At 52.6% G+C, this 12867-nt stretch carries 16 protein-coding genes; 12 read left to right on the top strand and 4 right to left on the bottom strand.

Annotation, left to right across the window (positions count from 1 at the left end; translation table 11 throughout):
* Nucleotides 1-51 precede the first annotated feature (51 nt).
* The 6 genes from BLW38_RS09920 (at nucleotide 52) to BLW38_RS09900 (ending at nucleotide 3859) form a co-directional block, all read left to right on the top strand.
* The gene (locus BLW38_RS09920) at nucleotides 52-900 is read left to right on the top strand and encodes an HNH endonuclease signature motif containing protein (protein WP_245710138.1); all 849 of its coding nucleotides are present in this window, start codon (nucleotides 52-54) and stop codon (nucleotides 898-900) included.
* A 122-nt stretch (nucleotides 901-1022) separates the two neighbouring features.
* A complete protein-coding gene (locus BLW38_RS16675) occupies nucleotides 1023-1154 on the top strand; it encodes a hypothetical protein (protein WP_281241168.1) in 132 nt (43 codons plus the stop codon).
* Between the two features lie 77 nt (nucleotides 1155-1231).
* Nucleotides 1232-1963 (top strand): hypothetical protein, encoded by a 732-nt coding sequence (locus tag BLW38_RS15820; RefSeq protein ID WP_143040846.1) that lies wholly within the window; start codon nucleotides 1232-1234, stop codon nucleotides 1961-1963.
* A gap of 170 nt (nucleotides 1964-2133) precedes the next feature.
* Nucleotides 2134-2697, top strand: a complete 564-nt coding sequence (locus BLW38_RS09910) for a DUF7342 family protein (protein ID WP_092817095.1) — start codon at nucleotides 2134-2136, stop codon at nucleotides 2695-2697.
* Nucleotides 2698-3146: 449 nt separating this feature from the next.
* Nucleotides 3147-3527: a hypothetical protein gene (locus BLW38_RS09905; RefSeq protein WP_092817094.1), complete on the top strand. Its 381-nt coding sequence runs from the start codon at nucleotides 3147-3149 to the stop codon at nucleotides 3525-3527.
* An 8-nt stretch (nucleotides 3528-3535) separates the two neighbouring features.
* Complete coding sequence (locus BLW38_RS09900; RefSeq protein ID WP_143040845.1) at nucleotides 3536-3859, top strand: hypothetical protein; 324 nt, start codon at nucleotides 3536-3538, stop codon at nucleotides 3857-3859.
* Nucleotides 3860-4221: 362 nt separating this feature from the next.
* Here BLW38_RS09900 and BLW38_RS09895 read toward each other — a convergent pair whose 3' ends face one another.
* A complete protein-coding gene (locus tag BLW38_RS09895; RefSeq protein ID WP_092817092.1) occupies nucleotides 4222-5001 on the bottom strand; it encodes a CBS domain-containing protein in 780 nt (259 codons plus the stop codon).
* A gap of 75 nt (nucleotides 5002-5076) precedes the next feature.
* On the opposite strand from BLW38_RS09895, the gene BLW38_RS15810 reads away from it, so the two are divergent.
* On the top strand, nucleotides 5077-5409 hold the full coding sequence (locus BLW38_RS15810; protein ID WP_143040844.1) for a hypothetical protein: 333 nt from the start codon (nucleotides 5077-5079) through the stop codon (nucleotides 5407-5409).
* Between the two features lie 203 nt (nucleotides 5410-5612).
* On the opposite strand, the gene BLW38_RS09890 is transcribed toward BLW38_RS15810, so the two are convergent.
* Complete coding sequence (locus BLW38_RS09890) at nucleotides 5613-5993, bottom strand: hypothetical protein (protein WP_092817091.1); 381 nt, start codon at nucleotides 5991-5993, stop codon at nucleotides 5613-5615.
* Between the two features lie 202 nt (nucleotides 5994-6195).
* The gene (locus BLW38_RS09885; protein WP_092817090.1) at nucleotides 6196-6705 is read right to left on the bottom strand and encodes a hypothetical protein; all 510 of its coding nucleotides are present in this window, start codon (nucleotides 6703-6705) and stop codon (nucleotides 6196-6198) included.
* Nucleotides 6706-6843: 138 nt separating this feature from the next.
* On the opposite strand from BLW38_RS09885, the gene BLW38_RS09880 reads away from it, so the two are divergent.
* From BLW38_RS09880 to BLW38_RS09860, 5 genes are all read left to right on the top strand, one after another.
* Nucleotides 6844-7158: a hypothetical protein gene (locus BLW38_RS09880; protein WP_092817089.1), complete on the top strand. Its 315-nt coding sequence runs from the start codon at nucleotides 6844-6846 to the stop codon at nucleotides 7156-7158.
* A 153-nt stretch (nucleotides 7159-7311) separates the two neighbouring features.
* The gene (locus BLW38_RS09875) at nucleotides 7312-9606 is read left to right on the top strand and encodes a tyrosyl-DNA phosphodiesterase (protein ID WP_092817088.1); all 2295 of its coding nucleotides are present in this window, start codon (nucleotides 7312-7314) and stop codon (nucleotides 9604-9606) included.
* A 157-nt stretch (nucleotides 9607-9763) separates the two neighbouring features.
* Complete coding sequence (locus BLW38_RS09870) at nucleotides 9764-10762, top strand: tyrosine-type recombinase/integrase (RefSeq protein ID WP_092817087.1); 999 nt, start codon at nucleotides 9764-9766, stop codon at nucleotides 10760-10762.
* A gap of 200 nt (nucleotides 10763-10962) precedes the next feature.
* Complete coding sequence (locus BLW38_RS09865) at nucleotides 10963-11571, top strand: hypothetical protein (protein WP_092817086.1); 609 nt, start codon at nucleotides 10963-10965, stop codon at nucleotides 11569-11571.
* 1 nt (nucleotide 11572) lies between these two features.
* Entirely contained in the window at nucleotides 11573-12544 is a 972-nt protein-coding gene (locus BLW38_RS09860) for a Kiwa anti-phage protein KwaB-like domain-containing protein (protein WP_092817085.1), read from the top strand.
* 27 nt (nucleotides 12545-12571) lie between these two features.
* Here the strand turns inward: BLW38_RS09860 and BLW38_RS09855 are convergent, their stop codons facing one another.
* On the bottom strand, nucleotides 12572-12859 hold the full coding sequence (locus BLW38_RS09855; RefSeq protein WP_143040843.1) for a hypothetical protein: 288 nt from the start codon (nucleotides 12857-12859) through the stop codon (nucleotides 12572-12574).
* Nucleotides 12860-12867 lie beyond the last annotated feature (8 nt).

Genomic DNA, 12867 nt, shown 5'->3' with positions numbered 1-12867 from the left:
CGGTGCCAAGTCTGCGGGCGAGAGGGTCCAGAGCGAGGTGGGCTGGCGACGTTGCACGTCCACCATATCGAGCGTGACCCTGTCGGCGTCGCTGAAAACGGCCTGGAGAATCTAACGACGCTGTGCCGGTCCTGCCACAGTTGGATTCACCAGCAATCGACGCGTGCAGATGCTCCAGTAACACTCACAGAAGCCGATCTCAGTGTGCTGCTTCCGCAGGACATCGAGATCTTACGGTACTTGGCTGACGAGGGGCCAGCGCAGACTGGGAAGATCGCGGACTCGTTAACGGCGGAGTTGTCGCCAACGACGGTCCGTGAACGCCTTGCAGTCCTGATGGGGCTTGACAACCAGGTTGAGACGCGTGACCGCCAGATTGTTGATCAGGATGTCCAGACGGGTGCGTGGGGCTTGACAGGCCAAATCGAGCATTCTGCGCGTGGTCACATCCCGTCGGATCCGCAAGCGTTGATTCAGCGAGTTGAAGACGAACAGGTCAGACGGGCCTTAGAACGGGGATGTAATCGGCAGACAGTGATGGACGTGCTTGACATCTCCCGACGAACGACGTTTCATAAGCAGAAACGAGCGCGTGCGTACGATTTCCCGTTAGCTGCGTTCCGTCGTAGTGGTGACGGTGGGCAGCACCCAGCGGGCAGTACAGCAGGCGAGAGGGAGTCTGACCCGAGTAGTGCTGATGCTGATGGACAACAGCAACTGGATACTGTTGATGACGAGACTGAGGATGCTCGTCAGCCTGACCACGTAGTCTCTGAAGAGCCTTCAGAGCAGAGCCCTGTTGAGGACGGTGAGGCGACGTTGGGCGAGGATGGGACGGAGTTGCGAGAGCAGTTGGAGACGGCGATTACGGCGTTACAGCGAATCTCTGCAGAGCTGTAATTGCCTGAAGAGTAGAGATTCATAGATAATTATCTCCAGATCGATCCGGCCGTCGATGGTACTCACCGTGCTTCCTATCTATGACCCAAAGACTTACTAAAGAATACTGTCTACGGACAGGTATGCAACGGCAGTTTGAGTCGGATGGGAACCAGACTCGTTCTCTCCCAGAAGGCGCTCACGAGGAGATGGGCACCACGGAGTTCTACGAGCAGATCGGTGAGGAACTCGAACGCGCTCTCGCATCCGAGTAACGCTGTTTAATCTGCCGTTTTGTCCCCGTCTTCTGAAGTCCAAATCCTTTTGAGCGTTTCTCGTGCGTATGTGAGTAATGACATATACCCCGTCAGTATCTGCGGTCTATAATCAGTATACTGACGACACATACCGGAATAACTCGCTTAGAGGGTGTGGGCGAGACGCATTCTTTGGCGCAATCTATACTCTACACAAGGAATACGGGATTCTAACCGCAAATTTCAAGCAGATCAGTGCCGCCCCGACTGACCACTATTACTACACAGTCCCCCAAGGCCAAACCAAGAATCCACGGTTCCACGCCCAAATGCTTCTTTCGCGGTACCTGTCTGCCATCTACAGAACGATTGAGGTTATGAAATTCTGCCTAGCAACCGCGGCACAAACAGATCCGACTGACATTTCCATCCATCCGCCGATGAGTCCGGCATTATCTCGGTGGGATAGCTCCTCACAGACCGGAAATCAACCGTGGAATCAGGCGTGTGATAATGTGATGACGCGGTTCACCTATCTCCGTGGGATACGGAACGCTGCTGTTCATGCGTCTCTCAAAGGCTTCAAACTGGACTACGACTCGTCGAATGGTACAGTACTCATCTCGATTAAACCAACCCAGCTTGACCAAGACCAGGCTCTCCAAGGATACGACCCGCAACACAAGCCAGCGACGTATTCCTTCACAGATACGTACCTGCGATTCGAAGACGATACAGATGAGGCACTTCACCCGGTGGATAACATCTTTGAATACCACACCGCCATCATCGAGCCGTTCATCAAAAAGTTCGCAAACGAACTCTAACTCCACAGGAACTCTTTGCGAGTGATGTGTCCGGCGAGGCTGCCTCTGCGGGGTCTCGTGTCACTAGTCACCCCGCCCTCAGGCGGGTGGGGATGTCAATTCGTTCTGGGTGAAAGTTGGACAGCCATCGCTCCGATAACTATTTTCCGATCCAATAATTATTGGATAGTATGAGTAGCTCGGAGAACGACTCTCACACCACGGGAGATGACGACACCGAGCAAACCGCTCGTGAGCGCCTCTTAGAGGCAATCCACGCGCTGTCACAACCGACGAAGATCAGCGTCCTCGCAGAGATGGCGGACTGTTCCGACCAAGGTGCGCGGAACATTTTGAGTGACTTCGAAGAGCTGGGGATCGCCGAGAAAGCCGGAGAGAACCCGCTGAAGTACGACAAGAACGAGGCGTACTTTCGGTTCCGGCGAGGGTATGAGCTTGCGCAGACGCACTCTGATGAGGAATTACGAGCAGGGATCGTTGATCGATGGAACAAACATCAAGCGTGGAAGCAGGAATTTGAGACAGAGCACCCGTCAACGATCAGCATTGAGCAGGTACATGAAGAACAGGGTGAAGAGGCTGTCCGTGAGCTTCAGGAATGGAGTGCAACATATGAAGCACTCCAAGATTATATTGAGGCACTAGAACAGGTTCGGGAAACGAAGCTCATTCTTAATTTCCCGGCTACTGTGGGCCATCGTGAACAAGTTGTACAGCCGAATCAATTTGTATAGCTGGTTCTACAGCCGTTTCTACAGGTCCACGAGACATATACACAAATACTCCTACAGCTCGGTTCTCTTTAGTTACCTACTCAGGAGCAGTTCACACGAGACTGCCTGCGAAGACGCCGCAATCATCCACTTAGCGAATACTCCCAACGATCGTAGGCTATGCGTAGTATAGTCGTGTTGTGAGTCTGGCTATCCGACTGTGAATCTGTCATCGGCCCTTTCCAGCTCTCGTACTCGCTCCTGTTCTAACGCCCCTGAGAATCACACTTCATAGCTCGTTACGTGTCATTATCACTCGGTACGTCACTATGGACGACAACCCCGCACTTGCGTTGCTCGTGTAGTAGACAGCTCCGTCTGCGAGAAACTTTCAACGTAGTCTACTCGGGATAGCCGCTGAACACGCATTTCCGTGTAGTATATTACGGATGAGTGTGTTATCTTGTAGCATGGAAATCAAGGAGTTACTTGGTAGAATACGATCCCAGGAAGCAGAGCTCACGGATGACGAAAAGCTTCAGATGATTTGTAGCGAGATCTTCCCGCCTCTAACTGACAATAGGAATGGATCAAGGTATCGTGTGTCAGTTTGCCGCCGGTTTATTGAACTGGAAGATGCACCCGTCAAGCGAGATGATGAGGGAGAAGTGTACCGTGGTGAAGATGAGAGTCGGTTGGATAGGGCCCTAACGCAGACAGCAGAGGCATATGACCGGAGTGAGGCAACGATTCGTTCGTTATGCATTCACGATGTCTACGCCGGAGATGACCAGACGGAGCAGTTCCTGGAAGATCTGTTAGAAGTTGAAAAGCGGTATAATGAGATTTGATTCAGTGTATGGCTCCAAAGCGTAACCCATCCGCAGGAAATGAGCCCCCGGAACCAGCGGAGATCTATCACCAAATGATGATGGAGATGTTGAACACTGCACGTGACTGGAAAACCGACCGTGTTCAGCCTGAAGATCTATGGGACGCTGCGTTAAGAGATGGATTCTATGAGACATTATCTGGCAATCCGAATCTGGCATTTGAATTCCTGATCGTCACGGAACGTGGCCCCACATGGCATTACAAAAAATACCTGAATATGATTGAGGACTACGATGACCTGCTAGCGTTGGTGGCTTTGTCCGCTCTAGTTAATGATGCGCTTCACTGAACTCACCTTGCTGAGAAAGTAATATATACGCTTTCTCGATACATATGAGTGGGTATCGTGAGCTCACTCGTGAAACTAGTCGTGAGAGATGCTCGTGAGCAGGATCGGGAGAAAGTAGGTTGGATCTCTCTGTGAACCGATTGGCATGAGGCAATCCTGACCATACCGAAGTATCTTGATCTGTGGATTCACACAGTACGTAGGAAGAAGGGTGGTTGAGGATCTCAATGCGATCGGACAGAGAGACAAAGTAACCTGAATCCCGGATACCGCGTGAGAGCGCCTTGTGAGACAGTTGTGAGAGTGGGCGTGAGATACCCATTACAAAATCATCGATGCGGACCGATTACGTCCCTGTCACATCAATTCTCTTGGGTGGTAAGGAGTTCCTCGATAATTCGGTACTGCTCAAGAAGATGAGTGATTGTTCGACCAGATTCGGTGAGGCCGCGGTCTGTGTTCTGTATGACCGGTGTTGAGTGGGCGACATCGTTCCGGAGATCTGTGATTGGGTCGAGTTGGCTGCTTGCTTGGTGCCCGGCATCGAAGTCGAGTGCTTGTGATGCAGCGTCGCTGTTTCCGATAATGGTCACGAGTGTTGAGAACTGAGCGTAGTGAATCGGATCGAGTGCGACGCCGGCGTCTTTCGCATCAGCAAGGCGTTCGTCGATGTCGTCCAGTACCTCTGGATGAAGCGGTGTGGTGTCGCGCCAATCTGGCACGTGTTCTTGGATTGTCTTCCGGAAGGCTTGTTCGAGCTGTGAGAGTTTGGTGTAGAGGTGTTGGTAGACTGGCTCGGTGTTGAGGTCTGCACGGGTGAGGATCCCGGTAACTTGGTTTCGGTCCGCGAGATAGTAGAACGGGCGGTCATAGAGTGCTTCGAGAACTGTATCGAGTGGGGAGTCGCTGGCAATGAGGACATCGACTGTTAGCGGTTCTGTAATCTCTGCGAGTGACGTGTCTGGCGAGGCTCCTTCTGCGGCGTCTCGTGTCACGTAGCCAACTGGCCGAGCATCTTCGAACACCGGTGCCGAGTCGTAGTCGCGTTCCGTAAGCCAGTCTGCCGCCGTCGAAACGTCGTCAGCCGGGCATATTTCTGGGTTTGCGGTAGCAATATCGTCCGCGGTGCAACCGTTGGTCATGGTTTGTCGTGTGAGGGGAGTGCTGTAATACCGACGTTAGATTTATTACTTTCAAAAATTAATAGGGCAGTATAGATGCGTGACAAGCATCCATACCTCGTCTATGATAGTATCCCATACGACGAGGCATCCGATCTGTTTCCCGTCTCTTCACTCCCGACCGATGCAGTTGTCCGTAATGCGAATGCTGAAGAACTGATTGAGGCAACGCCTGACGAGGCGATCATCGCTGTCGCACCGGTGAGTATGGCAACAGGGTACGCACTGGCCCAAGAACCGCTCACCGCCGTGAAACTCTCTCAGCTATCTGGGACGGGGGCACTGCCAGTGCCGATGGGGGAATATGAGCTGTTGGTACGAGGCCGTCCACAAACGCGCCACAATCACTCACTTAGTGAATACGCCTGATATTCCCGGGATATGTATGGTATAGGCGTGCTGTGAGCCTGGCTGCCCGACTGTGACACTGCTATCGGCCCTTCTGTACTCTCAGATCCTGCGCCGAAATACCCGGGTGTTCGATTCACTTTCCATAGAGAACTCTCCGTTTCGCTATCCAGTTAAACTTCATATGGAAACGGGCACTCGTTTATAATATCCTACTGGCGCAACTACGCTATTGCACCGGTATCCTCAGCGACGAATGTCCCTTCCCCGCAGACGGGGCATTGTTCGTCAACAAGTCCATCGATGGTCTTGACTGCGTTTGATTGACACTCCGGACACGCCTTCTCATCCCGGTCGAGATCTAAATCCACCTGCGCTTCGCAGTGGATACAGAAGCAGTAGGTATTGAACCCGGTGCGACGGTCGATCTCTTCCTGGGACGCGTCCTCGCCGATCACGTCTCGCGCTCGTCCCATCTCTCCAGGGTGTGGACAATGGATGCGTTCGCCGTCGTCCGCGATTGCGTACATATAGTATCCCCAGCCGGACGGCATCTCGAACGCACAGTCCGGGTTCGTACAATGGAAATCGAATATCTGGGGCATCGAGACCAGGTATACTGGGACGACAGTAATCAGTTCCGCTGACACGAGCTGTTCTCAATTAGACTTCGTTCTGCAGAATTGGATACCCGTTTCTATGCGGGAATTACTGCTCGATGCAAGCGCCGTAATCCTCAACTCGCGTCTTGCAATGAGGTATATTCGGCTTCGGTGAAACTCTCAAGAACGGACGGGAACCGCTGTCTCACTCATTATTCTTCGATTTTGTATAGCCTTGCTCACGAAGGAAGTCTTGGTTCTCTCGCTGACAGAAGATTCCTTCCGGACTGAAATTCGCTCCCGTGTTCTGTTCTAATATCTCTGAAGGGATGACCACGCCGTAATAATGCTCAAGATTTGCTGTGGTGGGGTCAACTATCTTTTTTCCATCAAGCATAGACCAGGCGTGGTCGATGTCGATGTCAGGGAACCCCGGCTCAGAGGCATATCCTTCGGCGTAGCTGAACCGATGGTTGTACTCCCATAGTTTGAGGGCGTTGCTGAAGCAACCCTTTGGCCTTGGTTGTGTTGCCTGAATTGCTTCTTCGATCAGAGATTGCTCGTCCTGTGTTATATCCGCTGAAAGTGTGATTTGTCGGCCCGCCAGGGTAACACGTTTGAGTTCAGATTGCACTAATTGCCCGTTATCTGCGACGTATTCGTGGGGCAGGGATTTGTCTTTAAGATATTGTATGCGCTCATATAGAGGGCTCATTCACCACAAGTTAAGGTATGTGTTTTTATAAATGCTGTTGGGAGTCTGTGTCCTATCGGTATATTCGCAACCAGATTTCATCGGCCGAACCACTCGTGCTTATTGTACTGATTTTCGACCGCTCAACTGGAACTAGTGATGAACGAGCTCGACTCGGAATGGAAGGTTGAGTGGGCGACACCGAAGGCGCACGACGACGGGGTTCTCGATACCTTGGTTTTGAGCCGAGAGAAAGCCAGTGAGTATGGCGACGAGCTTGTCCAATCGTTGCGGGTCGACGGGGAGATTCTCCGGCAGTGGGGTCTTGACCCGAAAGAACCGTTCGCTTGGACGATCGAGGATGGTGAGGTCGTCACGAAGCAGATTTCGCGGCGATTGTTTGAGCGGGTCGCGGACAGCGAGCGGGATGACGCATACTATGCCCGCGAGACTCTGAAATATCGCGCGGAATGACGCCTTCGCCGATCTTCTTCGCACAGGTAGGGCGAATACCGGGTAGTTCACGGAATCCACCTTTCCAGATTGAGAGTGTTCTGGGTGCGATCATCTGTTCCGCTCTGAGGTGAACGGTTATCAGACCGAGTTGTGTAACTGGTAACTAACAGTATGGCGGAGCAGTTTGATCTCCGGCTGGGCGGCAGGGCTGAAACAGCGGGACACGTCGAGCTCTTCAGGAGCTACGGGCGGTTCGAAACGTACTTTGAGGACGCTGTCCGGATGCGTGTCGTCACGTACTGTGATTCACCGGAGTTCATCCTCGAATTGTTCGACCGCGTTGAGTCGCTTGAACAACTGGAAGTAGTCGTGGGTGACGTTGCGGATTATCGAGAGCGGCTCATCGATAAGCCGGAACTTGCAGATCGGCTTGAACACCTCAAACGCGACGACAAGTTGGTGATCTATCTTTGCGAGACGAAGGAAGTGCACAGCAAACTCTACCTGATCGAGTACAGCGCTGAGAGTGACGACTCGGACAGGAGTGGTGAGACTGATGCGTCACAGCAAACCTTCGAGTGGACCGATTCGGACTCAACCGCAAGTAGTGGTGGGACTGATACAGGTGAGTCTGAAGATACTGCGGGGACAGAGACGGTGCGGCCAGCGACGGCGATTGTAGGGTCGCCGAACTTGTCGAGTAACGCGTGGACGCGGCAAGCGAACACGGGGGTCGTCTTCGAGACGGAGACGGATACATCGCTGTGGGGCGATTTTGTGGATTTCTATGAGGAGCACCGGTCCTACAATAACGACGGTCCATTCCTCGATGATCTCACCGAACGACTGGAGCGGACATCTGATGACCGGGCGGAAGTGGTCTCGTTGTACACAGAGGGCAAGGTAAAGACTCGTGACGAGGTAAGTGAGCTTCACGGACGGCTTGATGAACGGATTGAATCAGAGGTCGATGAAGTTGATTTGGTACTTGGCGACGAGACGGAGCTGAGTGAGGGTACCGAAGAGCAAGTCGACGAGCAGCACCACGAGTCAGATGACAGTGACGGTGAGAGTGAGACATCAGCCGAAGAGTTGGATCCGAGTGATGAGAGTGAGACACGGATCAACCTTTCCCTGCTGGGGCACAGCGATGATGCGATTGAGGCGCTGGCTCGAATGACCGACTACGACGCGTCTCTCTCCGGCGATTCACTCACGACGACGCCACAGGCAGTTCAGCAGTACAAGCGCGATGTCTATGAAGTGCCGACAATGCGTGTCTATCGGACGCAAACAGGTGATGATGCCCCGGTTGAATTCGGGCGTGCACTACGCTTCCATACTGATGGGCGAGTCTACCGGGTAGGACAGCCGCTGCCTGACGATCCAGGTACCGTTGATACCGCCTTGTCCGATTTAGAGGGGTATTTTGAGACGGTGGATAAGTACGGGAATTGCAACGATGAAGACGCAGTGAAAGCGCATATGGCCGAGGCGTTGCTGTGGATGTTTTGGGCTCCGTTTGCGAACCGTGATGCAGCATTCTACGATCAGTACGGGATTGACCTTGACAAGGCGCTTCCAAACCTCTACATCTACGGTGAGTCGGACGCCGGAAAAGGAACATTCGCACAGTTCGTGCTGTCGATGATTAGCGGGGGGCGAGTCGTGAATCCGGTTGATGCCGACGAGGTCGGGAAGCGGAAAGTACGGGGAATGCGGTCTGCGAATACTGCGTTCCCCGTCGTCGTCGATGACATCACGAAAGACACCGTGAACCGACTGGATACGTTCCGAAACTACTGGGGGAACTGGACACCAGACGCGAGCTTCCCGCTGTTCGCATTCATCAGTAACGACAAACGGCCGGATGAATGGTTCCGGAACCGCTCGAAGATCCTGCACTTCAACGTGAATTTCGATACGAGCTACAAGGGTGAGGCCGAGGTCAACCGGCTGATCGAGCAGGATAATCCGTTGTTCCTCTGGTTCACCCACGAAATGCTGACCCGAGAGCTGACGCTTTCGAATGATGACGATGCGTTACGGACGGCACGTGCCGTGATGCTGGAGTTCTACGAGTATGCTGATCGTGACGTGCCAGAGTGGTTCCCACGACGCCCCGCCGAACAAGAGCATGACGCGGGACGTGACCGATGGTTCGACCTGCTTGCGCGAGAAGATATTACCACTGAAGACCAAGGCGATCGGCTCCGCGTGTCGTTCCCCGAAGAGATGTCGACGGACACCTACACGTATGCGCGGGATCCGCCTACCGTTGCCCGTGTTGAACGCCGTGGCCGCGACCTGCTGATCAAATCACCTGACGAATTCCTTGACTGGTTGGGAGAGCCGCCAGCTGGTGTTGAACTTGATGGACGGGTGAGCGAAGAAACAGCAACGGAAACGAGTAAGTCTGAAAGTGCCGGCGGGGTGCTCGGCCGCGTCCGAGGATTGTTCAGTTGACGCTCCTAGCGACGGGCTGCTCTTTTTGAGACGGTTATCGCTGTGGTGTGATGCTGAGAATCAGTTTCACCTATGTTCGATTGTAGCGGTGAACTGTCGATCACAAGAGAGGAATTCACCGCTCGTGTTATCTTCGCTGGATACCTTCAGGAGCAGTATGCCTACAATGGATTATGAGGCAGCGGTGACTCGAACGTTAGCGTATATCGAGTCGGCGACACACATACACCCCGAAAATAAGCAATTGATACAAGAGTACCATCGTGACATGGTTCTTTCAGATATTAGTTCGGCGCAACAGCAGAAGGTGCTTGCTCATTTCAAGATCATTACGGATCACGTGGGACAAACACGGTTCGTGGATCTGGACAAAGAGGCGATCGTTGATTTAGTTGCGTGGCTGTACACACGCGGAACATCTTCCTCTACTGTCGTTGATTACAAGCAAGCGATCAAGCAGTTCTGGAAGTGGTTGAACGATGGAGAAGACCCTGAGGAGACAAAGTGGATTCGACGTGGCCCCGTGGAACAAAAGAGGATTTTACCGCAGAGTCTGCTCACTCCGGCAGATGTTCAAGCTCTATTAGAAGCGTGTCATAACGACCGTGATCGTGCATTTGTAGCCGTCTTATGGGAAACCGGAGCGCGGATCGGAGAACTCATCGACCTAGAAGTTGGGCATATCGAACAGACGGCACTCGGAAAACAGATGGTTGTGTCGGGGAAAACCGGGTCGCGCCGACTCTTGCTCCTCGAATCTGAATCGTATCTTGAGTCATGGCTAACAGCACACCCGAACCGACGCCCTGACGCGCCACTCTGGTGTAAAATCGACACGAAGCAAGGGTCTCCAGATGAGACAATCAGTTACCAGTACATTCGTTTACGTATTTTAGATCGTGCTAGCGAACAAGCCGGGATTCAGAAACCGGTGAATCCGCATCACTTCAGACACAGTCGAGCGACGTACCTGGCGAATTATCTCACTGAAGCGCAGATGTGTGCGTGGTTTGGCTGGGTTCCAGGCTCCCGAGTCCCAGGACGATATGTACACCTGTCTGGCCGGGATATTGACCAAGCGTATGTTTCGATGCTTGAGAACCCTGGCTATACACGTCTCCCAGAAGCAGACGGGTCAATAGCGCCGAGTGTTTGATGCGCTGTAGGCGTTCTACGCTCGTCAGATTGTCACTCGTTCCAGAATGGAGCACTACAATCTGATTGTGGCAGAGGGAAAGACACGGGGACGGACATCACCCGGTATCGTGACGGTATGCGGTTCTTCTAGATACAAGCCTTTGAACGATACCCCTGTTTGGCGAGCAATTATTTGACTGGCGAGGCTAGTCACGCGCAATGGTCGTTCGGGAGTTCCGGAAACCAATCAAAATCATCCTCTTCGTCAGCTCCTACGTTCCACTCTTCATTATCATGGGGCTCAAACTCTGGAACGCCGGCCCGATGCTGATTGATGTTTTCCCTGTTCCTTATGTTGGTTTGCAAGTCGGACTCTCGTACCTGACTGGTAGTATCTTCATTCTTTGTGTGATCTTCTCCGTTCTCGTCTATCATATCGTCGCGGTTCACTCGGACCGTGCGACGACACAACGCCCAATCGACACGTACCAAAAACGGAACGAGCTCCTGTCCACCTACTTACTCGTCTACGTCTTCGTGTTCGCAGGACTCGACTTCACGAAAGGACTTGACCTCGCAATTTTCGTCGTATTCTTCTTCGTACTCGGTGTTCTCCAAATCAATTCCGGGCATCTACACGTGAATCCGATGCTGGGTATGCGGGGCTACCAGGTGTATGAACTCACCAGTGATGACCAAGTGTTGTTACTCATTTCAGACGGGTCATTAGAAGAAAAGATAATGTCACCAGAATCCAAACCAAAGAGCGACGCACGCGATAAAGTCGAGGTCGTTCCGTTAGACCATACAACAGCATTAGCACCATAGTATGTCACTGAACCTGGACCCGGCTGAAAAACTCAAAGAAGCCCGTGAATACGCGACCGGGAACACAGAAGCAGAATTCCTCTTAGTCAGGGATACTGGTGAAACACCGGAAGTCGGGAAACTCCCGATCGGGCACACGGTCCAGCAAGAGGTGGCAGACATCTTTGCTCAGGATCTCACATCACACATCGACGATCTCAGGAATGGGGACACACGAGCTCGGTCGTTAGACGTGGCGAACACCATCGCTGAAGACTCCATTATGCAGTGTGCTCCCGTCACTGACCTTCCTGGGAGCGAATTATTCGAGATCCTGATTTCACGAGACCATCACGGGCCGACAACGTACACCGCGGATCCAAAACCGGATTTCCAATTAATCCGGATCAGTGAACCGGATGGGAAGGTGTTGGTTGGAGTCCAGTCGTACCGCGGTGTTGAGTTGGTTGAAACGACGAACAAATTGTCGCTCCTGTATAGCGGGCAGGAATATGAACGATTCCGGGGGGATATGGTCGTGATTCAGCCCAACGTGACGGCGGTATATTACGACGGGTGGTTGTTCGTCATCAGTCCGAAAACGTTCGAGAGCATATTTAATATGCGGGAAGAGTACGAGAAACGGGCGAAAGAAGCGATTGAAGGATTTGAAGATGCTGGCATCTGTCTGGCGAACAAGAGCAAGATGACGGAGTGGCTGTTGAGCCACATCAATATTCTTCGTGGAATGTACGAAGTCTATGACGCTGGAATTCACGAGCAGGCAACCCCGAACCAGATCGAGCAGATGATTGAGACATACGAGTTAGATCAACGGTTCTCTTTAGAATACGCCCGTCAGAATGGGGAGATTGAGTTGGAAGTGGGGAAGTACGTGCACACGTGGAAGTTACTGAAGTTGTTGAGTGGAAAGTATGCTGAAGACGAGATTATGGGCACCCAGTGGGAGATCGACAGTGGACAACGCCTGTAGAACGCGGGTTTCTATGCGGAATTCCTACTAGACGCGAAGCCACCATTTGCTCGTTGCAGACATCAACCCGACACTGATCGTAATCGCATGGGAGACAATCAGATCGATAAACCCGGCTGTAGTAAGCAGTTCATCAATCGGCCACGGTAGGACTTTCGCCATATAGAACTCCCACCACACCTGAATTGCTGCGTCGAGCGATCCAGCACTCAATAGTCCTAGTAGTAGCGTGAGTGCTGAGATGATCGCCCCGCCGTGAATGTACATATTGACGAGGCCGGCTTTCGACGTAGCTGTTCCTGCTGCGTAGTTCACCGCCCCTC

Origin of the sequence: Halopenitus malekzadehii (assembly GCF_900108505.1) — an archaeon.
In the GTDB taxonomy this organism is placed as follows: domain Archaea; phylum Halobacteriota; class Halobacteria; order Halobacteriales; family Haloferacaceae; genus Halopenitus; species Halopenitus malekzadehii.
This window is presented reverse-complemented; position numbering and strand designations above follow the sequence as displayed.